We start from the raw sequence: 26,193 nt of genomic DNA, 5'->3' as shown, positions 1-26,193 counted from the left end.
AATCATGAACATGTCTCCTGAACTATTAAACGATTTAATTGTCAAACGAAGATATTTGCATGAGCATCCAGAGCTAGCTTTTGAAGAATTTCATACAACGGAATTGATCAAAAAATGGTTAACAGAACAGGGTATTGCCATTGTTGAACTTGGTCTAGAAACAGGAGTTGTTGCGGAAATAAAGGGAGCGTTTGCGGGACCAACCATTGCTATTCGGGCAGATATTGATGCCTTGCCGATAATAGAAGAAACAGATGTTGCATTTAAATCAAAAAATGAAGGGAAAATGCATGCCTGTGGTCATGATTTCCATACAACTGCTATTTTAGGAGCAGCGATTCTAATCAATAGTCAAAAGGACAAATTACATGGAAATGTAAGATTTATTTTTCAGGCTGCCGAGGAAATTGCTCAAGGTGCAAAGAAATTTGTAGAAAAAGGAGCAATAGAAGGAGTAGAAGCTATTTTTGGAATGCATAACAAACCTGATTTGCCAGTAGGAACGATAGGGGTAAAATCAGGTGGACTTATGGCAAGTGTAGATAAATTTAGTTTAAGATTTATCGGTGTCGGAGGTCATGCTGGTATACCACATCGTGCTATTGATCCGATTGTTATGGCTAGTCAATACGTAACAGCAGTTCAGTCAATTGTGGCAAGAAGAATGGATTTGTTTGATAATGTAGTAGTCAGTATCACAAGCATCCATGGAGGAAATACATGGAATGTCATTCCAGATGAAGTCAAACTAGAAGGTACTGTTCGAACATTTCAGCCTAAAGCTCGTGAGGCAGTTCCGACAATAATGAAAAAGCTAGCGGAGTCTATTGCAGAAGGAAATGGTGGTTCGGTTGAATTTGTTTGGGATGATTATCTTCCCGTGGTAAACAATCATCAAGATTATGAAGATATTGTCCGAGCCACAGTTTTGGATGCAGGGTATAATGTCGTCGATGCTGTGCCAAGTGCCGGTGGGGAGGATTTTGCGTTTTATCAAAACTATATTCCTGGATTTTTCGTATGGATGGGAGTGGATGGACCCCAAGAATGGCATCACCCAAAGTTTGATTTAAAGGAAGATGCTATTAAAGTGGCCGCTGAATTTTTTGCTAAGCTCGCGGAGAACATTTTGAAAAATGACTGATTTAACAAAAGCAATAGTCGACTTGATTCAATCCTCCCCGTCTTATCAGGAGCTTACTAATGAGACAAAAGAGAATTTGGAAAAGGGAGTATTCGATTATTTTCTGTCGTGTTTTGCTAGTGTGAGGTTTGACATGAATTTTTCCACTGTTTTACATACTGCTATTTATCCTACTGAAGAGGGAGCAGCAATAGTAGGCACTGATTTAAAGGTTCACCCATTTGATGCTTGTTTAATTAATGGGTATTCTGCACATGCATTAGATTTAGATGATGTTCATTCTGAGATTAGAGGACATCCGTCTGCGATTATTTTGAGCTTATTACATGCCCTAATAGAAAAGAAGCGTGATAGAGACCGCTTCTATGAAGCCTATTTAATAGGAATAGAGACGATGAAGTGCTTTGCACAACTATTAGGTGCACAACATTATGAAAAAGGGTTCCATACAACTGCAACTGCGGGAATTTACGGAGCAGTTGCAGCTGGAGCCCATTATTTACATTTCGACACAGAGAAATTCTCGCAAGCTATTAATTTATGCGTATCTAAATTAAGTGGTTCCCGAAGTCAATTTGGAACAATGGTTAAACCGCTGCATGCTGGTCTAACAGCCCAAAGTGCTTGGCAGATTCTTCATTTTGTTGATAAGGGAATTGTCGGAAGTGCTAATACCATTCAAGCTAAAAATGGTGTACTTTCTATGTATGTGGAGCAAAGCGGAAATCCATTCGAGGTTTTTGAAAAGTGGGGAGAACCTTGGACAATAGATAAACCAGGATTATGGTTCAAATTATATCCATGTTGTTCTGCAAATGCCCATGCCATTGAGGCCATTCAGAATATACAGGCACAAAGAAATTTTACTGTTGAAGAGGTTACTTCTGTCGATTTGTACTTCCCTCCCAATGGTGATGCTGCATTAGTTTACACTTCCCCAACGAATGGAGAACAGGGTCGTTTTAGTGTAGAATACTGTGCTGCTTTATTATTAAAGGGTGAAGCATTATCTATTGAAAATTTTTCTGTCAATCAAATTGCCGATGAAATTCAAGCAGGAATAAAAAAAATTCATCGAAAGTATGATCCCGCAATTCCAGTAAAAGAAATTAGTTATCCAAAAGGTAGATATTGTATAGCTAAAGTTATGTTAAAAGATGGTCAACAGTTGGTCTCTAGAGTAGATGCGCCGACAGGTTCACCAGGTAAGCCACTTAAAATGCAGGATTTAGCTAGTAAAGCGAACACATTATTAGGCGAACAAGCCAATACACTAAACAAGTACTTTGCTGCAGGAATAGAAGGCTGGTAACAGAGGGACGGTTTTTGTGAGGTCATTTGACCTACAAGAACCGTCTTTTTATTTAGGAGAGACTCCTTAATACTCCGTTACTATTTTTGCTTTGGAAAGCCTAACATTACTAAACGCGATTCCTCCTAATATTAGGGCAACACCGATCCATTGCAGCATGCCAACTTGTTCTCTTAAAACGAGTGCTGACATAGAGACAGCTACTGGAAGCTCAGAAGCTGTTAAGATAGTGCCAAGTCCTGGTCCAATTTGTGGCATTCCAATAGAATAGAGCAGAGGCGGAAGAACTGCACCGAAAACTCCAAGCAGCAATCCATATGGTGCTACCCCTATTAATGTGGAGAAATCCATTAAATAAACCGGTGGAAATACTAGAAAAACAACGAATAATCCACCTAAGGAAAGAAGCCCGCTCTTTAGGAGAGGAGCGGTGTTCTTTCCAACAGATCCGCTAAGAAAAATAAAAGTAGCAAAGGTGAAGGCAGAAAGTAATCCCCAACCGGCACCTTGCCAGGAAATATCCATGCCCCCTTCTAAAGAAATGCCTCCAGCGAGGACAGAGCCGAATAGAAGAATAATAATCGAGATGACCTTCTCCTTTGTAGGCTTTTTCTTATAAATAACCATTTCGAAAAGCGTGCCAATCCAAACAAATTGAAACAGTAAAATAATTGCAAGAGAAGCATTTATTGTTTGTAAGGATTGATAATAGAAAATTCCTGTCATCCCAAACGGGATACCAGATAATAAGAGTTTAATAGCTTGCATGCGCGTTACTTTATATTTCTTTGTAAATAATACAAGAATCCATGTAATGGCAGTACCAAATAAATATTGTGCTCCTGTTACTTCAGCTGCCGAAAATCCAGCAGCATAGGCAAGTTTAACAAATGTAGACAAAATTCCATAACAGCAGCCACCTAAAAAAACGATTAAAGCATAATTCCATTTTGCCAAAATAAATTTCCTCCTTTTCAACATAAAAAGCCACACAATTGTCAAAAGACAATCGTGTGGCGAAAATAGAGTTTCCTCTAGAAAAATCCACGTCCTACACAAGGTTTTATTATTACATTCCTCATATATTATAAGAACAAGCCTGCTCGTTGTCAAAGGGAAAGAGAGGGTAAGTTCTAGTGAGGACATCAAACAAAGGATAAAAACAAGAGTTAGAAACCTGTTAAGAAAAATATAAATTAAATTTTTTTAGCTAAAAAGGGAAGCGGAAGAACTTCTCTTGCTGCCTTTATGAAATATATGTGAATTAGTGAACAAATGAGATTTTTTTCTATCTATGTGGAGTACAATAAGGGGAGAAAAGAAATGGAGGAGTGAATGGAAATGTCTTCTGATTATCAAGCGTTTTTCGGTGTTGATGGAATTGTAAATGACTTTCATGTAAATCGGGTCCATAATACTAATTTCTATGGAGTAGGAGGAGATTATTCAAATGGAGTACATCTGCAAGTGCAGCTAAGTCCCAATCAATATTCAAATCTATTAAAATACGGATACTCAGGTAAAAAGCACAATGTCTATTTCGCAGTAAGATCGAATAATCATGCCCATCTCTATGCGGCTTCTACAGAAGATATTAACAAACTTTTAGAAGTGATCAGTAATTAAGGTATGCAGAAGGACGGTTTTAGTGAGATCATCCGACTCACAAGAACCGTCCTTTTATATACCAATCTGATATATCTTCCTTGGTCTTCCTCTTGTAAGAGGAACTTCTTCGCCGATTATTTTGGCTAGTCCTTGTTCTTCTAAATTTGTCAGTATTCTTCTAGCATTTCTTGGTGTCATATTGAGCCATTCAGCTACATCGGAAGCAGTTATTGCATGTTTGCCAATGTTTTTTTTGATTACGATCATTTTATTATTTGTGCTAATAGCGATATCTATTATTTTTTGAACCGAGTCTTTTGGGTCCAGAATAGCTTTTGCTTTCAAGATTGCCATGCCTCTATCTATGCTTTTTTCGAGCATACTATAGTAAATAATGAGCAAACTGAATTTCCGTAATAATGAAGTGTGGAAGGTTTATGTAAGATAGTCTTACCGTGTTTTTAATATGTGTTATTGACTTTGATAATTGGTCTCTCTATACTTTGATTAAAAGAATAATTAAGGGAATATTCTGATTTAATAAAAGGAGTCGAAAAATGTAAGATACCATTATACGTTTGCTGCGACTGATGATTCCTTTATCACACGTAAGCTCCAGTCAAAATTGAATCCTTCGATTTACGAATTTAGAAGTCACACTCCATCATAATGAAGGTAATCCCTTAGGAATAGAAATTTATAAGAATCGTCCGATGTTTTACAGCTTAGGTAATTTTATTTTTCAAAATGACACTGTACCAAATTTGCCAATAGACTTTTAGGAAAAAGATCAATTAAGTCATACGGATATGTCGCATCCAGTGGAATTAGGAAAGAGGTTTGCCGATTCTCTCCAATAATCAGGACATATTGTAAAGACTTGCTAAACTTTCTGAGCTATATGGTATGAAAATCACTCTAGAAGGAAATATAGCAATCATTTGTTTGAAAGATCATACACCTGTAATAAGAATAGACAGAATATTTTAAAAATAAAGCTGAGACTCTATAAATCCTCCAGCAGGATGTGTATTTCACACAAGGTGTCCAGTTGCAATGGATCGATGTAAGCAGGAAGTGCCTTCAAAATTACAAGTTAACGATAAACATGTTGTTGCTTGTAAATTTATATGATTGATTAAAAAGTGAGAGAGGGGTGTATATTTCATGACAAATATTGAGCACAAAACAGAGGGGTTAACCGAGAAGGTAGGGCAAGTATATAAACTACTTGCTGAGAATGAGCAAGTCCAAAAAGCACTCAAATTTTTAGAAGAGGATAACGAAGCAACAACCAAGGAACAAATTGAATTGACGGAAATAGAGGCACCAACCTTTGAAGAAAAGGAAAAAGGAGAATGGTATAAAAAGAGATTAGAATCGTTAGGTGTTCAAAAAGTAACTACAGATGAGGTAGGAAATGTTTTTGGTGTACTGACAGGAAGCGGGAATGGTCCTTCCTTAGTTGTTTGTGCTCATTTAGATACCGTGTTCCCAAAAGGGACAAATGTAAAGGCTGTCCACGAAGACGGATTAATCTATGCGCCGGGGATTTGTGATGATGGAAGAGGGTTAGCGGTTGTTTTAACGATTATACGTGCTCTTGCTGTGGCGGGGATAAAGACAGAAGGAGATCTTATTATTGGTGCCACAGTGGGGGAAGAAGGGCTAGGAGATTTAAGAGGGGTGAAATCATTATTTGAAAATCGGCAAGATATAGATGGTTTTATCTCGATAGAGCCTGGGGATCCAAGTCGTATCACTTATTTAGGCACAGGAAGCAAAAGATTTAATGTTTTATTTAAAGGACCTGGTGGGCATAGTTTTGGGAATTTTGGTATTCCAAGCCCTATTCATGCATTAGGGCGAGCCATTGCCAAAATTTCTGATCTAGCAACACCTGTTGAACCAAAGACGACGTTTAATGTAGGGATGATAAAAGGAGGAACTTCTGTTAATACGATTGCGGAGACAGCAGAGATGCTAGTTGATTTACGTTCGAATTCGCAAGAAGAGCTTGAAATAATCGAAAGTAAATTTTTACATTTGATGGAGCAAGCAAAGGAAGAAGAAAATGCTCGCTGGAATGTGGAAGCACAAGTTAGTCTTCAGATAGAAAAAGTAGGCGATCGTCCAGCAGGATCACAAGATAAAAATAGTGTAATTGTGCAAGCTGCTCGATGTGCGACAGTAGCGCTAGGTTTTGAACCGATCCTAGATCAGGCAAGTAGCACTGATTCGAACGTTCCTATTCATTTAGGGATTCCGGCCTTAACGCTCGGCGGTGGGGGCGAAGGTGGAGGATTCCATACACTGCAGGAGTATTATAACCCTACCGATGCTCATATTGGGGCACAAAAAATATTATTAACGATTCTCGGCTTAGTTGGATTAGAACAGGTTACCGCTCCACTATTGGAGAAAGGAAAATAATCTTAAATTGCTGCTAAATGGTCAAGTCCATCAAAAGAACACGGTATTCCCTTTGGATATGCAAGAGCCATACAATCATATGGATGAAAAAAGGAAAAACAAGAGGGAGCTTTGACTTATTATAGCTACGGAGAGCATCAAATTTTATCTTGATTTCTCTAACAGAAATAATAAGTATTGAAAAGGTAAAATAAGAAAATAAAGGGAAAGTGTAATGGGAAAAAGAGCTGTTTAGAATTGAGATATGGTTTTTTGTAAGTTTTCAATACATAAATCTAACCGACTACATAGAACGGAAAAAAATACAAGAATCGTCCAACAGATTTTTCCAAATAAATGAAACTAATTAGCTCTTTAAAACGTATTCTTAAGTAGCAATTGTTAAACAATAGATGTGGAGGTGTAAAAATGATATTTTTATGGTTATTTGCACCAGTGGTAATTGTGATGGGAATTGTGCTATTTTTCGCAAAGAAATCTGGAATGACAGCACCTGATGAAAATAAACAAGCGGACAAATTAGGAGAAGTAGTCCATTATAATCGAGTTAATTCAAGTAGTGGTCCAGGAGGGATAGGTTGAATAAATGAGAGCAGAAGAAGCAAAGGGACGGTTCATGTGAGAATATATAATAATCACATAAGCCGTCCTTTTTTTCTGGAGTAGAGGGTAGCACTAAAGCCGTCCCTCCGAGGTCATTACTTAATCACGACATATTCTAAATCAACTAGTTTTGCATAGGTGATAATTTGATCGGTTGTTAGGTTTAGAGAAACGACTGTATGATGGCCGCCGCCGTTTTCGATCCATGCCTTTACGCCCTCTTGAAAATTTGGTTTGATATTCCATAATACCCGAGCTACTGGGAGATTTGGGGCTGGAACGGTTGGTTCAAATGCGGATACTTCATTGATTAAAAGCTTGTAATGAGTACCGAAGTCAGCCATGGAAACAACAACTCCATCTCCTGCTTTTCCGTCAAATACTAATCGAGCTGGATCCTCGCGATTGCCAATCCCTAATGGTGATACAATAATTTTCGGTTTATTGCTTGCTAAAGTTGGATCGACTTCTAGCATATGTGATTGAAGTGCAGCTTCTTGGCCAACAGCTAATTCATAGGTGTAATCCTCCATAAAGCCTGTTGACTCGTTATGGCTCATTACTTTTAGAAGGCGATCAAGTGCAGCGGTCTTCCAATCACCTTCGCCGGCAAATCCATAGCCTTGTGCCATTAAACGCTGAACAGCAAGACCAGGGAGCTGTTTCATACCATATAAATCCTCAAAGTTTGTGGTGAAAGCATTGTATCCGCCTTCATCAAGGAAGCGTTTAATGGCAATTTCATAGCTTGCCTGCACTTTTACGCTAGCTTCCCAATCTTCCTTACTATAGCTTCCATAGTCAAAGTCATATAGTTTTTCATATTGTGCAAATAAATCATTTATTTCATTTTCGCTTACTTCATTTACATATTGAACAAGGTCACCGATTCCAAAGTAATCAACGGTCCAGCCAAATTTGATTTGCGCTTCGATTTTATCTCCTTCTGTCACCCCAACATTACGCATATTGTCGCCAAATCGTGCAACCTTAATTTGAAAGCTTTCGTTATAAGCTACGGCTACGTCCATCCAATCAGCAATTTGCTGCTGTACTTTCGCTCGTTGCCAGTGGCCAACCACTACTTTATTTTGTTTTTTCAAACGTGCATTAATGAAACCATACTCTCGATCCCCATGAGCTGCTTGATTTAGATTCATAAAGTCCATATCAATCGTATCCCATGGAATGCTTTCATTGTATTGTGTTGCTAAATGAAGCAAAGGCTTTTGTAATAGCTTAGTTCCGCGAATCCACATCTTCGCAGGAGAGAATGTGTGCATCCAGGTGATGACGCCAGCTACTTCATCCCGGTAGTTAACTTCTTTCATCATCTTTGTAATGGTATCTGCGCTTACTGCTAAATCTTGCAAAACAAGCGGATAAGGCAGTAGACCACTTTCATTTAAAGTGTCTGTCATTGTTTGTGCATGGGCTTTGACTTCCTTTAACGCTTCTTCGCCGTATAGATGCTGGGATCCTACAACAAACCAAAATACTTTATTAGTTGACATGCTATTTCCCTCTTTCTAATGATAGTTTTATAGTTAAATATTATTTTTGACCATAATAGGCATTCTTTCCATGCTTTCGTAAATAGTGTTTATCTAAAATACGCTGCGGCAATTCTTTGGAAAAATGATTTAATTCTCTTGTAAATAAATTCATCTTCGCCACTTCATCCAACACCACACTGTTCATAACAGCTGATTTAGCATCTTTTCCCCAAGTGAAGGGACCATGTCCATGAAGCAAAACGCCAGGGATAGCTAAGATGTCTAATCCCCGTTCTTCGAAAGTTTCAATGATTACTTTACCAGTCTCTGCTTCATAACCACGATCAATTTCTTCTTGTGTTAAAAAGCGAGCACATGGTACAGCACCATAAAAAGTATCAGCGTGTGTAGTTCCCAGAGCGGGAAGATCAAGTCCTGACTGAGCCCAAATAGTTGCCCAAGTGGAATGAGTATGCACAATCCCGCCGATTTCATGATAATGTTTATAGAGAACAGCGTGAGTAGCTGTGTCAGAGGAGGGGTTCAACGTTCCTTCTACAACATTTCCCTCTAAATCTATTACGACCATATCGCTTGGCTGCATTGTTTCATAATCAACCCCGCTAGGTTTAATCACGAATAAACCACTTTCGCGATCAATGGCGCTGGCGTTTCCCCATGTGTATTTCACGAGTCCCTGCTTAGGTAATTCCAAATTTGCGAGAAAAACTTCTTCTTTCAGCTTTTCTAACATGTAAATCCCTCCAATCATCCCTTAATGAATCAAATTTTCGATTGCAGCCTTTTCGATTGCTAACCCTTTTTTATAGCGTTCGATAAATTCTTCAAAGCCTTCTACGTCAAAGCGGTCTGGATAAATCGTTTGCTTATCTACTTCTTTAAATACTCTTTTGTCGAGATATTCTTCTAAACTATCATTCTCGTTATTATTTAACATATAAGAAGCAAGAATAGCGATTCCCCATGCGCCGCCATCTCCAGCAGTATCCATGACAGAAACAGGTGTATTCATCGCAGCTGCCACAATTTTTTGTCCCACAACAGGAGTTTTGAATAAACCACCATGTCCTAAGATGCTATCTATTGCCACATTTTCTTGCTGGGTTAAAATATCCATACCGATTTTTAAAGCTCCAAAGGCCGTAAAGAGATGGACTCTCATAAAGTTTGCTAAATTAAAATTGCTTTCTGGCGAGCGTACGAATAAGGGGCGGCCGCTTTCCAAACCAGTAATATTTTCACCTGAAAAATAGCCGTAGCTTAGCAATCCGCCACCATCTGCATCCGCTTTCAAAGAAGCGTTTAATAAAACATGGAACAATTTGTCCATTTCTACCTTTTGTCCCATTGCCTCTGAAAATTCGCGGAATAAGCGCATCCAGGCATTTAAATCACTCGTACAGTTATTGGCATGGACCATTGCAACTGGAGATCCATCTGGAGTTGTAACAATATCAATTTCTGGGTAAACGGCTGAAAGGTCTTTTTCTAATACAATCATGGCAAAAACAGAAGTTCCAACGGAGACATTTCCAGTCCGTTTCTTTACGCTGTTAGTTGCAACCATTCCTGTGCCGGCGTCTCCTTCTGGAGGACATAGGGGAATACCAGGTTGTAAATTCCGCGAACGATCCAGAATTTTTGCACCTATTTCTGTTAATTTTCCGGCTTGCTCTCCAGCAATAGCGACTTTTGGAAGGATATCCTTCAGTTTCCAAGGGTATTCTTTTGCAGCAATTAATGCATCGAATTGTTCTATCATTGATTCATTATAATCTTGCGTTGTTTCATCAATTGGGAACATACCGGAAGCATCGCCAATGCCGATGACCTTTTGACCAGTTAGTAACCAATGAATATATCCAGATAAAGTAGTAATATGGTCGATACGCGGAATATGCTGTTCATTATTCCAGATAGCTTGGTAAAGATGTGCAATACTCCATCTTTCTGGAATATTGAATTGGAATACATCAGTTAATTTTTTTGCAGCAGTACTTGTGGTAGTATTGCGCCAAGTTCGAAATGGAACAAGTAGTTCACCAGTATGATCAAAGGCTAAATAGCCATGCATCATCGCAGAAAAACCAATCGAACCAACTGTGCGAATAGTTACCCCGTAATTTCGCTCAACCTCTTGTTTCATTTCACTATAAGCGGTTTGCAAGCCAGTAATAATGTCCACTAAATTGTAAGTCCAGTACCCATCTTCTAAAAGATTCTCCCACTCATAACTTCCAGTTGCGATGGTTTCAAAACGGTTGTTAATTAAGACAGCTTTGATTCGCGTGGAACCGAATTCAATTCCAAGTGAAGTTGCCCCCTCAACAATATCTTGTTTGGTATTTGCTCGATTATTTTTCATATATTCCCTCCTTGACAGCGGTTTCGTAATCAGTGGAGATAATAGCCTTTATTAATATCATTTTTCTACCTATACTTTATAATGTGTACGTACATTTGTCAAATATATTTATAAATGTTCACACAAATAAAAAGAAGCAGTAATAGCCTTATTACTATTAATACTAGCCTGAAAATAAATTTATGTATGTTCGTATAAAAAATTGTCGGAAAAATATAATGTGATTAGTTGTGTGTAATTTGTATGCACTAATATGCATTGTTTTGTTTCTGTAGCAGTTATGCTAAAATATGACCATACAAATACCGGATGGCCATTACATTGAAGGAAGTGCATTAAATGAAATTAAAGTATCAGATCATCATTGATGATATAAAAAGTAAAATTCTTTCTGGAGATTATCAGGTTGGAGAACAAATTCCTACTGAATCAATCTTGCAGGAAATGTATAAAGTTAGCCGTCATACGGTGCGAAAAGCAATCTTGGAATTGTCCAATGACGGATTTCTCCGAAGTGAAAAAGGATCTGGTACCTATGTAAGTAACTACTATCAATTAAAAGGGAACGGAAAATCCAAAAGGAAAACAATTGGTGTTATTACCACCTATATATCTGATTATATCTTTCCTTCCATTATTCGAGGAATTGAAAGTCGGTTAAATGCAGAGGATTACTCTTTATTATTAGCAAGCACAAACAATGATGTGGAACAAGAAAAGAAGGCATTGGAGATGATGCTGGCATTTGGAGTAGACGGATTAATTGTAGAGCCGACAAAAAGTAATTTATACAATCCAAATATTGCTTACTATCTAGCCTTTAAAGAGCAAGACGTTCCATTCATTATGGTCAATGCCTATTATGAAGAACTAGAAGTGCCATTCTTCTGTCTTGATGATGTGAAATCTAGCTATCTTGCAACAAATGAATTAATCGCAAAAGGGCATACAAAAATTGGACTTATAGCGAAAATGGATGACTTACAAGGAAAGTTTCGCATGAAGGGATACATAAAAGCATTAGGAGAAGCAAAGCTGCGTTTTCAAGCAGAGCATGTTTATTCTTTTACAACCGAAACAAAGCCTGATTTAAAGGTGAAATTAAAGGAATTTCTACATGAAAATATGGACGGAATGACAGCGATAGTCTGCTATAACGACGAGGTAGCATTAGAGGTTGTTAATGTATGCAGAAAACTGAACATCGCCATTCCAGATCAACTCTCTGTTATTGGCCAGGATAATTCCTATATGGCTAAAAACGCTAATATCAAGCTGACAACCTTAACGCATCCCCAAGAAAAAATGGGACACGATGCCGCGGAATGGATTATTAGAAAACTACAAGGCAAAAAAGATTTAAAAAATGAAAACTATTACCAACCAGAACTCATCCAAGGAGAAACAGTGAAAGATCTGACAGAGGATGCAGAGGGACGGTTTTAGTGAGGGATGTCCTCGCTAAAACTCTCCTTTTGTGTCTTTTTTTACTGAAAGTCTTTCCTAAAAGGGAAAGATAGTATTTAATAGAAATATGGGTAGATATGGGTGAATATACTAAACTATCCATTTTTGTTGTGTTCAAAAATGAGGAGGAATGGCATGGGCTTTAAAGATGAATTAAAACATGAAATGCGGAATTTAACAAAGGATATAGAGAAAGAGGTTCAAAAGAGTTGGACCGTTCATTATAAAGGACATGTGATAGAAGTGATCAATCAAATGAAAGAAGAGTTGCTTATCATTGATGGGATAACGGTAGCTCAGAATAAACGGAAATCAATACTATCGCATATTATTCCTTACACAAAGCTATCGGGAGTCCTCACTTTGGAAGGTGGGAAAAAGCATAAAGTCTCTGTTAAAATTGGTGGCTACGTAAGTTTAAACTGCAGCATCAAAATTGATAATGAGACGATTCTGCAGGAATCCGAAAAACTTGAATTTCTGCCCTGGGATCATAAAGAGAAAATAGTTCCGTTTATTCAAAGACAAGTTCTAGAAAATAATAGAATAGTAGAAAATACTTTACCAGATGATACGTACTTTTTTGGAGAAGATAATCCACCATTGGAGCCAGGGTTATTTGATATCATCGTGAATGAACCGAAAACGCCGTTTTTTGTGAGTAAGCTGATGAAGCTTTTTAAAGAACAGCTGGAACAACCCACTATAAAAACAAGAAAGGCGACATATGATCAAATTATTTTTGACCATATTGCCATCTATCGAGATGAGCTTCTAGACCAGTTAGGACAAGCGGAATTGGATGAACAGATGGCACAGCAAGAGGCATTATGGCTATTAGAACATGCTGCACATAGAGATGTTGTTAAATTTGCTATTCTTGTTCTCGGGTTTACGAACTGTGAGGAATATCAGGAGCTTTTATATACAATCGGCTTACACGATGAGTTTACCCCATATGCTATATTCGCTATAAGAAGCGGAGGGAAGGGAGTAAATGATCAAATATGGAAACTAGTTCAATCTGTCCGAGGGATTGGTAAAATGACAGCGATTGAGCTAGTAGAAGCGAAGACGCCGGAAATGAAGTATTGGCTGCTTACAAAAGGATGTGAAAATAGGAAATTTGCTGATTTCCTAGCGCATCGTTGTGCAGTAAAGGGAGAGCTAGATGTTGCGCTCTACGAAGTGAATATTTCCAAGGAGCTATACACGGGAGCGGCTATGATTATAGAAGGCTTATTAGACGATGAAAATCAAGACGGCATGGATCAATATCCTTACGCCAGTGCTGTAATGACTCGCTTCCTTCACCACGCCACAACCCACTGTGAAAGCTTAGAGGATTTTTATCCGATAATGAAAATAAGCGAATTTGTTCATGCTGAAGATGACATTTGGGAAGAGCGATTAAATGGACAATGGAAGCAGCATGAACGCAAGGCAATTCAAGAAGCTGTTCAACCGTTTATAGACAACCCTAAATGGTCACAGCTGGCATTGGATGTATTACAATCGAGCGAGAAGGTAGATTTCCGAGCAATGGAGATAGCTCGATTCTATCAATTAGACATTACGGCACTATTATTTGAAAAGCTGAAGAAAGAGCCGACAAACAGTATATTGTATGGTGCTATCATGGAAACAAGGGATTTACAGTCTATTCAAGATCTTTGTGCCTTTGCAGAAACACATTTTTCTTTATCCAGTTTATCGCTGGAAGAACAGTATTGTCTAGAGTATATTATTCAAGATTTACATGAATTCGAGGGAATAGGGGCACCATTAGTTTACGCATCTCTAGAAACTAAAAATGAAAGCTTACGTTGGCTAGGATTAAGTGTGTTGGCAGAATGGTCGCCAACCTTTAGGCAGCTATCAGAAATACAGCATGCCCTTAAAACAATAATGAGCACAACAAAAGATAAAGAAGAACGGAGATTAGCCAAGCAGTTGTTGAAGTAGAACAGCAAAGAAGACGGTTCTAGTGAGGTCTATCCTTATTAGAACCGTCTTTTCGCTTCTTTTTCTTATGTTTTTTTAGAGATAAAGATTTCATTACGATTTGGAGCAATCTGAGCAGCAAGTACATATGGCATTGATAGGTCATTATTGGTTTAACTTGCAGAATACAACCGATTGCTGACTATTGAAATCGTAAAAACAATCGTCACTTTTTTCATCAAATCCACTTTCTGACACTTGTGTTCATTTCAGGTCTGTCTCTAGGAGGCTATATTGAAACTCCCATATTTCCTTATCGTTTAACTCATTCAAAGAGACTTCTAAGTTATTTCCCAAGAAAATTTTTTCGCCGTTGATAGCGACCACCATCGTCTGAAGGGGGTGATCCCCACCTATTTTTTTATATACATCACCAATACTCGGCATATCACCTTGAGTACTTTTTTCAGGTTGATCAGAATCGTCGCTCAATATATCACTATTTGCCAAATTTTTATTAAAATAATCTATAGAGTTACTGTCATTATCACGGCCTGGAATCATCAGTAAATATTCATTATGTTTGACTCCATTATGTTTTGTTGTGATTACTCCATCGGGTTCAACAGACGATACAATTTCAATTTCGTTTAATGAATAGCTGTCCATGTAATCGGGATTTGGATTTGTAATTAAGATATAGTCCCCTTCTTCAGCTTTTTTATCTTTGTGAAGTGTATATGCCTTATGGTTGAAAATAAAACTGTCAAGCTGTTTTGGTTTATATTTTTCAATTTTCGAGGCAATGGTTAAATGCTGGGTTAAATCTTTAAGTTTGATAAGATGGACGGACTTTTTGTATACAGGCTTCACAGAATATACCCTGTGCAACTCATTGTTAAAATATACAAATTGTCCTTTTCTTACTTGATATAGTTTCATGTCAAACTCTCCCTTCGGTGATCATTTATCTTATATAAAGTTTAGAACTTTCATCGAATAATACTGACAATGTTAACTTTCCCAAAAAGTTATGTGAATATTCTCCGTTCTATTAATAATCCCCTAAAATATAAAAGAAAACAAGAAAGAATATGTACTAGAACAATTATTTAAGAATCTCCTTTACGATTAAGGTAGTTTTCAAGACTTGTCCATAATTGTTTGATAAAATGAATGGAGACTTCCACTCAATTCTTAGATAAAATTAGTCAATCGTATTTAATAGAAGGCTACGTTAAGTTGGCTTATTTTTTGACGAATATGAATTTATGATGTTTATAAGGAAGCAGAAAATATAGTAAAAGAAAAACAATTGACCAAAATGCTATTAAGTGATAAAATTATTTCGAATTAAAGATATCTTAATTAAATATATTTTTTATATAAATATCTCAACTTCGAGATAAATAATAGGAGGAAATAATAATGAATGAGTTAAAAGGACTTCATCATATTACAGCAATTACAAGCAGTGCCGAAAAAATTTATGAGTTTTTTACCTATGTATTAGGGCTAAGATTGGTAAAGAAAACAGTTAATCAGGATGATATTCAAACCTATCATCTATATTTTACGGATGATGTCGGCAGTCCAGGTACGGATATGACATTTTTTGATTTTCCTGGCATACCAAAGGGAGTCCACGGCACAAATGAGATTTCCAAAACATCATTCCGAGTGCCGACAGATGCAGCTTTAGAATACTGGGTAAAACGCTTTGATAAGTATGAAGTGAAGCATAAAGGAATTCAAGAACAGTTTGGGAAAAAGACATTGTCATTTGTAGATTTTGATGACCAACAATATCAACTTATTTCGGATGAAAAAAATGCAGGAGTTGCATCAGGGACTCCATGGCAAAATGGACCTGTTCCATTAGAATTTGCAATTACAGGATTAGGACCAATATTTGTTCGGACTGCTTACTTGGAATACTTCCAAGAAGTATTAGAAAAAGTATTTTTAATGAAAGAAGTTTCTCAAGAGGGATCATTCCATCTATTTGAAATGGGAGAAGGAGGAAATGGTGCCCAAGTTATTGTAGAATTTAACACCATTCTTCCACAAGCAAGACAAGGGTTTGGTACCGTTCATCATACTGCTTTTCGAGTAGAAGATCGTGGCGAATTAGATCAATGGCAAGAACGCTTGAGCAGCTTTAAATTGCCAAACTCAGGTTTTGTAGAGCGCTATTATTTCGGTTCTTTATATTCCAATGTTGCACCGCAAATCTTATTTGAATTAGCAACAGATGGCCCTGGATTTATGGGAGACGAGCCATATGAAACATTAGGAGAAAAATTATCCTTACCACCATTTTTTGAACCAAACCGTGAAAAAATTGAAAAGCTCGTAAGACCTATAAACACAGTGCGCAGTAATATAGAAATCGACAAAGAGTACTTGTAAAACAAACAGAGGGATGTTTCTATGGAGGTTAATGAACTTCAATAGGACCATCCCTCTTCTTATTTAGAATGATATATATGTTGTTCTCACAAGAACCCTCCCTCTGTTTTTCCTCTATAGATAAGGAACTTTTCTAGGTTGATAAGAGATAGTTTCTGCTGAATAGAGTTCTATGAGTAAATGATGCCCTAACATTTTGGCTTGAATAAGGACGGGATGTTCGTAATTATTTTCAAAAACAAAATCTGGTCCGTCCCAGCTAACGGTAGCATCTCGCTTGGGAGGAACGTAAGAGATTTTTCTACTATGTGAATATCGTTGAATGATATTTAATCCCGCATTATCTACTGCATTAAATAGGGTAGAGGAAACTTGGCAAATTCCACCGCCAATATCTTCTGAAAATTTCCCGTTAATAATGACGGGTGCCTGTAAATAGCCCTTTTCCACGGTCCTTTTCCCGACAATTTGATTAAAAGAAAATTTTTCATTTGGAAAAATGACACTGTTATTAATCGCTTCAGTAGCAAGAGAAATATTCATACTCCGTTCTTTATTCCTCATGTTAAAAGATGTTATATATCTGCCTATTTTTTTGCGGCGAATACTTTCTAACAGCTCACTATCTACCTTAGGATAAATCACTTCTAGAGGATACCCTTTGTTACTAGAAATATCATTGAAATAATGTGCATACATTTGCTCTATAAATTTAACTCGATGCAGACGATAGCCAACTTCTTCAGGGACAATCCCTCCATACTTATTGACGGCAGCATCTTTGGGTGCGATATATACTTTTTTATCTATTTCCTCCATCACTTTATTGAACTCATCTGTATGGATAACAGGTAAACCAGGGGATTTCCATAAAAAAATTTCTTCTTTCTTATCTTTTGGTTGTGATATACTTTCTGTTGCTTTAATAATATCACCTGATAAAAGTACAGGATGGGAAAATAGCATCACTCCGAGTAAAAAATGAACATACATAAGAAATACCTCCGTAAAAATATCCGTTATCCATTAATATGTGTTTGTTTTTTTATTTAATGTACTTATTTGTAATTTTAATGTGGAAGTAGAGGTATTCGTTTGGAAGTTCGAAGATTGTAAAGAAGCAGAGAGACATTTTTGATGCTGCTTTGGCTGATATCCTCTCTGCTTTGGCTGATAAAATTTGAGTTTGGCTGATAACCCCTGGAGTTTGGCTGATAAAATTTGAGTTTGGCTGATAACCCCTGGAGTTTGGCTGATAAAATTTGAGTTTGGCTGATAACCCCTGGAGTTTGGCTGATAAAATTTGAGTTTGGCTGATAACCCCTGGAGTTTGGCTGATAAAATTTGAGTTTGGCTGATAACCCCCGAAGTTTGGCTGATAACCCCGAAGTTTGGCTGATAACCCCCGGAGTTTGGCTGATAACCCCCGGGGTTTGGCTGATAACCCCCAGAGTTTGGCTGATAAGTTCCGGAGTTTGGCTGGTATCCTCTCTGCTTTTGTGCAACTATTCCTTCACAAACACCGCCATTGCTCTGTTTTCCTATCTATCTTTTTTTATAATGGTATAAGCACCGCTAAACATGGCCATTATCAGTCCGGCTATTGGGAAGATAATCCAATTGATATGCCAGTTTCCGTACACGAAGCCAGTAATTAAGAAAATGACAACAGCTAGTGGCCAGATAACCGCTGCAAAGGCGCCGATTACTTTATCCTCTGTTCTTTTTTCAAAGGAATAGTCTTCAACTTTTAACAGCTTTTCATATGCATCTTTTTTGCCGCCGCTAATAATAAATAGGTATACTGCTATTGCGATAAAGACTAGTAAAAGACAGACCCCATAAACTGCTGCTTGATCACTCATACCAGAGGTTATTAGTATTGCGATTGGGGATAAAATACATAATGCTACCCCGATAATTACTGAACGAAAAAAGATTGGCTGATATGCATCTTTTTCTGCTGTTATTTTCTTTTTTAAAGGAGTGGAAAGCTCAAAATTAGCTGCTTTTTCCATAAATTTATACTTTTCTAATAGCTGGCCACTATAAATAAATAAACTAACAGCAATTGCTACCAATAAAAGTAATTGACCAACACCGATTAAAGTGGCAGTGTTTTCGGTTATGCCGTTCAGCAATCCTTGATTATACAATTGAAGGAAGAGAATTAGCAGGGCGGAGCCAAGTATGCATAGCATCACACCTATTCCGATAAAATTCATTGCTTTTGTTGTTTTTTGTAAAAAAGTTGTTACCTCTTCTTCCGTAAGTTGGTGTTCTAGTGCTGTTTCCTCGGTTAAGGGAAGATCAAGCTCACTTAACAGTTCATCCATATTCCCAAATTCAGAAATGACAATACCTATTGCTTCATGTTCCAATTTTCCAGCCTTTTTTAATTCATTATATTTATCCTCCATATTTGAGAGCATTTCTTGCTTCAGTGTTTCCATTTCTAAAGTTTTTGGTAAGCTGGCAAAGACATTGTCTAAATAATTTATAATGCTATTCATTATATCCCTCCTTAATAAATAAGTTAATTACTTCCTGGGTTACGAACCATTCTTGGCATTTTTCCTGATAATATTTTCTGCCTTCTAACGTTATGGTGTAATAAGTCCTTCTTTTTCCGAATTCTCCTTCTTTGTAATAGGAATGAATATAGTTATTTTTGATTAATCGATTAAACGCAGAATAAAGGGTTGTTTCTTTAATAATGTACTTTTCGTTAGTCAATGTTCGTATATCTTTTGAAATTTCATAACCATAAGAATCCTTTTCTAATAGTAAAAAAAGAATGATGGTGTCATTATAGCCGCGAATGATATCACTGCTAATCAAAAAATCACCCCTTTCAAATACTTTATCTGTCATACTATGACTGTCGTAGTAATTATACTTTACCATATATACTACGACAGGTGAAGTAAAAATGTTAAAAAATTCTGATCTCCCTTTCTTTACATAAATTTTATGTTTATTAATACTTGCTTAAAGGTTCCTTAAAATAGGACCTCTATGATTTTACTGAGTAGAATAATCACCTTAAGGGAGGAATGAGCTTGTGACTTTAAAAAAGAGGATAACAAAGAGGGCTTTTGTCATTTTTGTTATGGGGGTATTTTTCTTTTCTACATATTTCCCTATTTTTCCTGGTTTAACGATGTATGCGGCCGAACCAACTGGTAAAAAAGTAGAGGAGAATCCGCCAAACACAGCAGAAAATAACACGGTAGAAGCACCTGAAACTACAACCGACAAAGAGAAGGGCGAAATAGCCGAAGAAGAAAAAGCGGAGGAAAAGAATCAGCATGAAAATGAATCCTCATCTATTTCCAAAGAGAAGAAATCAGCACCAACTGCTGAACAAAAGGAAGAATCAGTAATAAAGGAAGAGGATAAACCTCAAGAAACGGAAGAGAAGGAACCAGCAAAAGAGGAAATAACAAATGAAACGAATCAAAATCAGGAGAAAGCAGAGAAGAAACAAGAATCTTTTGATTACAAAAAACTACCGCCATTGCTTATTACCGAGCTAGCTCCTGATTCGAAAGGGACAGATAACTTTGAATTTATTGAGGTCTATAATAACACTAATCAGCCAATAGACTTAAATAGCTATTATTTTTATTACCAATACATAGGCGGTAATACAGCAGATAAAATAATGTCTATGCCAGAAGCAATACTAGCACCCCAAGAAACCATTGTTCTTTGGTTTAATGTCAAGGGACTTTCAGTAGAGGATTTCAACAAACATTTCAGCACTTCATTAACAGAACAACAAGTAATTTCCATTAAAGGGGATTTTTCAGGTTTTGCCAATGGTGGTAATCGAGGTGTCCTCATAAAAAACCTTGCAGGGCAGGAAGTAGTGTCAGCAAACTATTTACCAGGTGAAACGGATAATACAGGTGCAGATGTTCATTATGCTTTTCCAACAGAAGGTACAGAGATGGTAAAGCAGGAAGTTAAGGCTGCCCCAACACCAGGTGCATTAAGTGATGGACAAGTACCAGCAGAGCAAGTTCCAGTGAATCCCATAACTAAGGATACAGAAGCTCCCGTCATAACGCACGAAGCAAAAACAACCATGAAAGCAGGAGAGGCAATTTCTATCGAAGCCACTATTGTAGATGATAGAAAGAATCCAACAGCTACTTTGTATTATCAAGGTGAAACAGATACAGAATTAAAAGCATTAGAGATGAAACAAGATTCGGCCCAACCACAAAAATTCACAGCCAGCATACCAAAAGAGGCTGCATTAGGCAAAGTAGTCTATTATCTGGAAGCTTCAGACGGCATGAATATGTCAAAAACATCCGAATATACAATCGAATTAGAAAAAGAACCAGAAAAAGAACCAGAAAAAGAACCAGAAAAAGAACCAGAAAAAGAACCAGCGCAAGATACATATAGTGATCGTCCTCTTTTAATTACAGAACTTGCTCCTAATTCAATGGGAGGAGGCACAGATTATTACGAATACTTTGAGCTATATAATAATTCCAACCAAACATTGAACACAGCAAGTTACTCTTTCTACTATGTATATACAGATAATTCGAGAGAGCCGATTCTATTTCCATTACCAGCAACTGAAATAAAATCAAAAGAGAGGCTTGTATTCTGGTTTAATAACGGAAATAAAACATTAGCTGATTTTAATAAAGAGTATGGGACAAATCTTACAAGTAACGAAGTAGTAATGTTTACAGATCAAACATTCCCTGGTTTCGCTAATGGTGGTAATCGTGCTCTTGAAATCAAAGATGCCGAAGGGAATATCACGATCTCAGCTAGTTATTTAGGTTCTGAAAATGATAATAATGGCAAAGTGATTCATTATCAATTTCCTCAAACGGGAACGGAAATGGTTAAGTATAAAGTATTAGCAGATCCTACACCTGGGAAAATAGAAGCAGACCAAATTCCAACTAAGATAGTGGATCTACCTGATGTTCCGAAAGATACGGAACCACCGGCCATTTCTCATCAGGCAATGAAAACAGCAAAAGCATTTACGGCCGTTACAGTAGAAGCAAAGGTAACGGATAATGAGACAGCAAATCCAATTGTGACTTTACATTATAAAAAAGCACCGGATGAAAATTTTAAATCTGTATCTCTTTTAAAGGATACGCAAGGGAAATACTCAGCAACTATACCAGCAGCAGATATAGATGGAGACATTATTTATTATCTGGTAGCTAGTGATGGAATCAACGAAAGCAAAACCGAAGAATATACAATTTCGGTGGAGAAAACGGATATTGATTTTACCAAAGTTCCTAAATTGCTTATTACAGAAATAGTGCCTGATAGTGCTAATGTCGGGACTGCAGATGGCTATGAGTACATAGAAATCTATAATAATACCGATAAGGCAATAAACTTCAAGGATTATAAAATTCAATATCGCTATAATGCAGATCCTAATACAGATGTTGTCTGGCCATCTGTACCAGATGATACGATAATCGAACCGCAAGGCACCCTTGTCTTCTGGGTGATTAATTCTCAAAATGGGGATAAAACAGTAGCTGATTTTAATGCGAATTATGGCACAAACCTTGTCGAAAATAAAGATATTGTTCGTATTAAAAGTGATGGCATGGCCAATGGAAGTATGCGTGGTCTAGTAATTGCCACGAATACAAAAGAAGAGATAAATGTTGCTTATTATAATGATGAGGCAGCGCAATTAGATACGGCAATGAATATGGGCGTTCTTTATAAATTCCCGGAGGATGGCTCCACGCAATCAGTCAAAATTAGTTCGAAAACAAAACTAGGAACTCCTGGCTCCATAGAACCGTCACAAGTGCCGAACGAGCCAGTTCATGTAGAGGATGATACGGTTCCGCCAACTCTCATCAACGCTACGAATGTTCAAGAAATTCAGCAGATGAATGATTTAACCATTCGAGCAAAAGCAACCGATGACAAGGGAATTAAATCTGTGCTTTTGTATTATCGTACGAATGATCAAACAGATTATGAAAAAATATTATTAACAGTAGATGAGAGCGACAGCGAATATTATGCCACTATTCTATCTGCAGCTAACTTTATTGCGAAAGAGAAAATCGAATATTATTTCGTTGCCACAGATGGGCAAAATGAGGTAACATCCGAAAAATATGTCATTACTATTAAAAATGAAATAAACAATGCACCTATCTATTTAAATGTTAAAGATGATGATATTTTAACTGGAAAAGCAATCTTAAAAGCAGCATCCAAAGAAACAGCCGCTAGGGATGTAGAACTTTTTATTGATGGAAAAAAAGTAGAGGAAAGCACCTACAGCACATTAGAGACACAAGCTTGTCTTGCTGTTGATATTAGCGGTTTGAATATGTATTTCAAAAATGCTATTACAATGGGAGAGGAAATAATCCACCTTTTGGATAAGGATAATAATTCTGATTGGAAAACGTTTACGATTCCGATTGACCCAAATAAATTAGCCGTCGGAGAAAATATTATTACCGTTCGCTCGGGGAATAAGGCTTCTCCATTCCAATTAGAAGAAAGTGAAGAAAATAGAGATGATTATAATCTAAGGAATGTAAGGTTAATTTTAGCTGATGGTACGGTCATTAGAGATCCACAAAAGGCTGATCCTTCTCAAGTATTTGATATGGGGGATGATGGCACGTATCGTCCATTTGAAGATTTTACTTTTACGATAACAGAAGAGCAGTCAAAAGCAAAAACCTATGTTTGGGATACGACGACTGTTTCTGATGGAGCTTACAGCATTAAAGCTACAGATAGTGAAAGGGAATCGACTGCTACTATAAAAGTAGATAATACTGCCCCAGTAATCAAAACAAATATAGAAGCTGAGAAAGAATATAAAGGTGTCTTTACCATTGAAGCGAGTGCAGTAGATACAATTGCTGGCGTAGAATCACTGGAAGTAACCCTTGATGAGGAAGAGATTAAGGTACCATTTGATACGGCTTCTTCCAAGCTTGCTCCAGGCAAGCATACCTTAAAAATGGTCGCAATAGATAAGGCGGGCAATAAAGCAGAAGCGGATATTTCCTTCTCTGTTTCAAATGAAAATCCAAATAAGCCAGAATTAATAGCGCCAGCTAATAACACAGCAGCACCCGTCGATGGAGATCCGAAGTTGAAGGTAAAGGTAACGGATCCAACAAATGATTCGATGGATGTTACGTATTATAAAGGATATAAATATGAAGCATCGGATAGTAAAGTAAAATCATTTGAAAATGCTAGTGACACAGAACCACCAGTTGAGCTGGCACCAGCAGGGGAAAAGGCATTAACTGCTAAGGATGTTTCGGCGATTTCTTCCTTAGACGGAAAGTATCTAACAACGAATTCAAGTACTAAATTCCCTTATCATCGCTTTGAAGTAGCGCTCGATCCATCTATTAGTAATCAAGATAAAGTGGAGCTAGTGTGGAACGGAAAATCACTGCAAGGAAGAAAGGTCTCCATGTATGCTTGGAGCATGCAAGAAAATAAATGGAAGCTGCTAACATATAAAATTGCTGGACCAGAAGATTTCACATTAAAAGCAGACGTCGATGTAAGGGCATTTGCTGATAAGACGAATAAAGTTAATGTGTTAATTCAAGATGAAATTCCAAGCACACCAGATGAATATGATTATACATTTGTTTGGATGTCGGATACGCAATATTATGCAGAGAGCTATCCATATATTTATAAGCGACAAACAGAATGGATTGCGGAAAAACAAGAAGAGATGAAAATTAAATATGTCATGCATACTGGTGATGTTGTCGACGAGTTTGATGATGAGAAACAATGGGTGTATGCAGATGAATATATGAGAACGTTAGAAGAAAACAAAATTCCATATGGCGTGCTTGCCGGAAACCATGATGTCAACCAATTATCAAATGACTACAAAGAATTCTCTAAATGGTTCGGAGAAGATCGCTTTAAAGATAAGCCATTTTACGGAGAATCTTACAAGAATAATCGTGGTCATTATGATTTGATTTCTGCGGGTGGAAATGACTTTATCATGGTATATATGGGCTGGGGAGTAAACGACGAGGATATGAAATGGATAAATGATGTACTAAAACAATATCCAGATCGTAAAGCCATTCTTAATTTTCATGAATACTTATTAGTTTCCGGAAATAGAAGCCCTATTGGGGAAGAAATTTTCCAGAAGGTAGTAGAGAAGAATGAAAATGTCTTTCTTGTATTAAGTGGACATTATCATGATTCGGAGACATTAATCAGTGAAGTGGATGATGATCAGGACGGGAAAGTCGATAGAAAAGTCTACCAAATGCTTGGCGACTATCAAGGTGGTCCAGAAGGCGGGCAAGGCTATATGAAACTACTTCATTTTGATCAAAAGAATAATAGAATTCTTATTAATACGTATTCACCATATTTAGATGATTATAATTTCTATGACCCAATAGAGTATCCATTGAAAGATGAATTGGCTATTGATTTAGATTTAACAGTCCAAGAGAAACAAGTTGCTACGGATTACTTTGCAGTAAATGTTTATACAAAGGAAGAAATCGGCAAGCAAGAAAATGTAGCAAGCGGCGAGATTGCAGAAATAGCATGGAAGAATCTAAAAGAAGGGCAAGTATATGATTGGTACGTAGTAGCTTCTGATGATTATACAGGATCAGTAACTTCTGATATTTGGTCTTTTGCCAAAGGACAGCCGACACCAGAAACTCCAACAGAACCAGGTGATGGAGGAAGCGAGAAGCCAACGGAGCCGAATCCAGGAGGAGATGATGGAGGAAGCGAAGAGCCAACGGAGCCGAATCCAGGAGGAGATGATGGAGGAAGCGAAGAGCCAACGGAGCCGAATCCAGGAGGAGATGATGGAGGAAGTGAAGAGCCAACGGAGCCGAATCCAGGAGGAGATGATGGAGGAAGCGAGAAGCCAACGGAGCCGAATCCAGGAGGAGATGATGGAGGAAGCGAGAAGCCGACGGAGCCGAATCTAGGAGGAAATGATGGAGGAAGCGAAAAGCCAACACAGCCAAATCCAAGCGTTATCAATCAAAGTGAACCAAAAAATAATCAGTCCACCATACTCCCAAATACAGCTACAGAAAATTATACAATTATGCTGGTAGGATTAGTGTTATTAATTGGAGGAATGGTAGTTGCTTACTGGAGAAGAATACGTAGAGAAATATAGGATCTAGTTCCATTTATTCCTATTTATGGTTTAACTACAGGGAATTCTAATAATCATTTATTAATAAAAATAAAGAGCGGTAGAATCTATTTACTAAGACTATCGCTCTTTAACTATAAAATGTACTATTTTCATTATGATAATAATATATTGGAATTATCTACACTATCTTCACGAATATTTACCTTT

The 26,193-nt window shown here is 37.3% G+C and carries 20 protein-coding genes and 1 pseudogene; 11 read left to right on the top strand and 10 right to left on the bottom strand.

The features are described 5' to 3' along the window. The first annotated feature begins 1 nt into the window (after position 1). Together NiCM35_RS10305 and NiCM35_RS10300 are read left to right on the top strand one after the other, a co-directional pair. Positions 2-1,144 (top strand): amidohydrolase, encoded by a 1,143-nt coding sequence (locus tag NiCM35_RS10305; protein ID WP_341161082.1) that lies wholly within the window; start codon positions 2-4, stop codon positions 1,142-1,144. After that, entirely contained in the window at positions 1,137-2,456 is a 1,320-nt protein-coding gene (locus NiCM35_RS10300) for an MmgE/PrpD family protein (RefSeq protein WP_433779396.1), read from the top strand. The genes NiCM35_RS10305 and NiCM35_RS10300 overlap by 8 nt, the downstream gene beginning before the upstream one ends. A 66-nt stretch (positions 2,457-2,522) precedes the next feature. Here NiCM35_RS10300 and NiCM35_RS10295 read toward each other — a convergent pair whose 3' ends face one another. After that, on the bottom strand, positions 2,523-3,413 hold the full coding sequence (locus NiCM35_RS10295; protein ID WP_123258337.1) for an EamA family transporter: 891 nt from the start codon (positions 3,411-3,413) through the stop codon (positions 2,523-2,525). A 378-nt stretch (positions 3,414-3,791) separates the two neighbouring features. Between NiCM35_RS10295 and NiCM35_RS10290 the strand changes: the two genes are divergently transcribed. After that, positions 3,792-4,082 carry a hypothetical protein gene (locus tag NiCM35_RS10290; RefSeq protein ID WP_123260478.1) on the top strand — a complete coding sequence of 97 codons (291 nt, stop codon included), beginning with the start codon at positions 3,792-3,794 and terminating at the stop codon, positions 4,080-4,082. Positions 4,083-4,136: 54 nt separating this feature from the next. On the opposite strand, the gene NiCM35_RS10285 is transcribed toward NiCM35_RS10290, so the two are convergent. Then, on the bottom strand, positions 4,137-4,418 hold the full coding sequence (locus NiCM35_RS10285) for a helix-turn-helix domain-containing protein (RefSeq protein WP_433779394.1): 282 nt from the start codon (positions 4,416-4,418) through the stop codon (positions 4,137-4,139). 332 nt (positions 4,419-4,750) lie between these two features. Here NiCM35_RS10285 and NiCM35_RS10280 point away from each other — a divergent pair. From NiCM35_RS10280 to NiCM35_RS10265, 4 genes and pseudogenes are all read left to right on the top strand, one after another. After that, positions 4,751-5,054, top strand: a pseudogene (locus tag NiCM35_RS10280) (CapA family protein); the annotation flags it as partial. 18 nt (positions 5,055-5,072) lie between these two features. Next, positions 5,073-5,198: an oligopeptide/dipeptide ABC transporter ATP-binding protein gene (locus NiCM35_RS10275; RefSeq protein WP_328587990.1), complete on the top strand. Its 126-nt coding sequence runs from the start codon at positions 5,073-5,075 to the stop codon at positions 5,196-5,198. Positions 5,199-5,231: 33 nt separating this feature from the next. Further along, on the top strand, positions 5,232-6,497 hold the full coding sequence (locus tag NiCM35_RS10270) for a M20/M25/M40 family metallo-hydrolase (protein WP_123258336.1): 1,266 nt from the start codon (positions 5,232-5,234) through the stop codon (positions 6,495-6,497). Between the two features lie 408 nt (positions 6,498-6,905). Further along, the gene (locus tag NiCM35_RS10265) at positions 6,906-7,079 is read left to right on the top strand and encodes a hypothetical protein (protein WP_164464077.1); all 174 of its coding nucleotides are present in this window, start codon (positions 6,906-6,908) and stop codon (positions 7,077-7,079) included. Between the two features lie 116 nt (positions 7,080-7,195). Here the strand turns inward: NiCM35_RS10265 and araA are convergent, their stop codons facing one another. The 3 genes from araA to NiCM35_RS10250 are packed head-to-tail and all read right to left on the bottom strand — an operon-like array spanning position 7,196 to position 10,982. Next, on the bottom strand, positions 7,196-8,614 hold the full coding sequence (araA, locus tag NiCM35_RS10260; protein ID WP_095329739.1) for an L-arabinose isomerase: 1,419 nt from the start codon (positions 8,612-8,614) through the stop codon (positions 7,196-7,198). Positions 8,615-8,654: 40 nt separating this feature from the next. Next, positions 8,655-9,350 (bottom strand): L-ribulose-5-phosphate 4-epimerase, encoded by a 696-nt coding sequence (locus NiCM35_RS10255; protein WP_095329740.1) that lies wholly within the window; start codon positions 9,348-9,350, stop codon positions 8,655-8,657. Positions 9,351-9,371: 21 nt separating this feature from the next. Beyond that, positions 9,372-10,982, bottom strand: a complete 1,611-nt coding sequence (locus tag NiCM35_RS10250) for a xylulokinase (protein ID WP_123258335.1) — start codon at positions 10,980-10,982, stop codon at positions 9,372-9,374. Between the two features lie 339 nt (positions 10,983-11,321). On the opposite strand from NiCM35_RS10250, the gene NiCM35_RS10245 reads away from it, so the two are divergent. Both NiCM35_RS10245 and NiCM35_RS10240 read left to right on the top strand, forming a co-directional pair. Beyond that, positions 11,322-12,428 carry a GntR family transcriptional regulator gene (locus tag NiCM35_RS10245; protein ID WP_163185385.1) on the top strand — a complete coding sequence of 369 codons (1,107 nt, stop codon included), beginning with the start codon at positions 11,322-11,324 and terminating at the stop codon, positions 12,426-12,428. Between the two features lie 156 nt (positions 12,429-12,584). Then, on the top strand, positions 12,585-14,414 hold the full coding sequence (locus NiCM35_RS10240) for a hypothetical protein (protein ID WP_123258334.1): 1,830 nt from the start codon (positions 12,585-12,587) through the stop codon (positions 14,412-14,414). Positions 14,415-14,657: 243 nt separating this feature from the next. Here NiCM35_RS10240 and NiCM35_RS10235 read toward each other — a convergent pair whose 3' ends face one another. Next, the gene (locus NiCM35_RS10235; protein ID WP_095329744.1) at positions 14,658-15,335 is read right to left on the bottom strand and encodes a hypothetical protein; all 678 of its coding nucleotides are present in this window, start codon (positions 15,333-15,335) and stop codon (positions 14,658-14,660) included. A 486-nt stretch (positions 15,336-15,821) separates the two neighbouring features. On the opposite strand from NiCM35_RS10235, the gene NiCM35_RS10230 reads away from it, so the two are divergent. After that, positions 15,822-16,805, top strand: coding sequence for a ring-cleaving dioxygenase (locus NiCM35_RS10230; RefSeq protein ID WP_433779390.1), 984 nt, complete (start codon positions 15,822-15,824; stop codon positions 16,803-16,805). Between the two features lie 114 nt (positions 16,806-16,919). Here the strand turns inward: NiCM35_RS10230 and NiCM35_RS10225 are convergent, their stop codons facing one another. From NiCM35_RS10225 to NiCM35_RS10210, 4 genes are all read right to left on the bottom strand, one after another. After that, positions 16,920-17,798: a VanW family protein gene (locus NiCM35_RS10225; RefSeq protein WP_095329746.1), complete on the bottom strand. Its 879-nt coding sequence runs from the start codon at positions 17,796-17,798 to the stop codon at positions 16,920-16,922. A gap of 77 nt (positions 17,799-17,875) precedes the next feature. Further along, positions 17,876-18,310, bottom strand: coding sequence for a hypothetical protein (locus NiCM35_RS10220; protein WP_433779388.1), 435 nt, complete (start codon positions 18,308-18,310; stop codon positions 17,876-17,878). Between the two features lie 36 nt (positions 18,311-18,346). Beyond that, the gene (locus NiCM35_RS10215; RefSeq protein WP_123260483.1) at positions 18,347-19,318 is read right to left on the bottom strand and encodes a permease prefix domain 1-containing protein; all 972 of its coding nucleotides are present in this window, start codon (positions 19,316-19,318) and stop codon (positions 18,347-18,349) included. Beyond that, positions 19,311-19,646, bottom strand: a complete 336-nt coding sequence (locus NiCM35_RS10210) for a PadR family transcriptional regulator (protein ID WP_095329748.1) — start codon at positions 19,644-19,646, stop codon at positions 19,311-19,313. The genes NiCM35_RS10215 and NiCM35_RS10210 overlap by 8 nt, the downstream gene beginning before the upstream one ends. A gap of 223 nt (positions 19,647-19,869) precedes the next feature. Here NiCM35_RS10210 and NiCM35_RS10205 point away from each other — a divergent pair, with 223 nt between their 5' ends. Continuing rightward, a complete protein-coding gene (locus NiCM35_RS10205) occupies positions 19,870-26,004 on the top strand; it encodes a lamin tail domain-containing protein (RefSeq protein WP_433779386.1) in 6,135 nt (2,044 codons plus the stop codon). Positions 26,005-26,193: the final 189 nt, after the last annotated feature.

This window comes from Niallia sp. M35, assembly GCF_050971705.1.
GTDB classification, from domain to species: Bacteria; Bacillota; Bacilli; order Bacillales; family Cytobacillaceae; genus Niallia; species Niallia circulans_A.
Note: the sequence above shows the minus strand (reverse complement) of the source record. Positions and strands in the feature narration are given on the sequence as shown.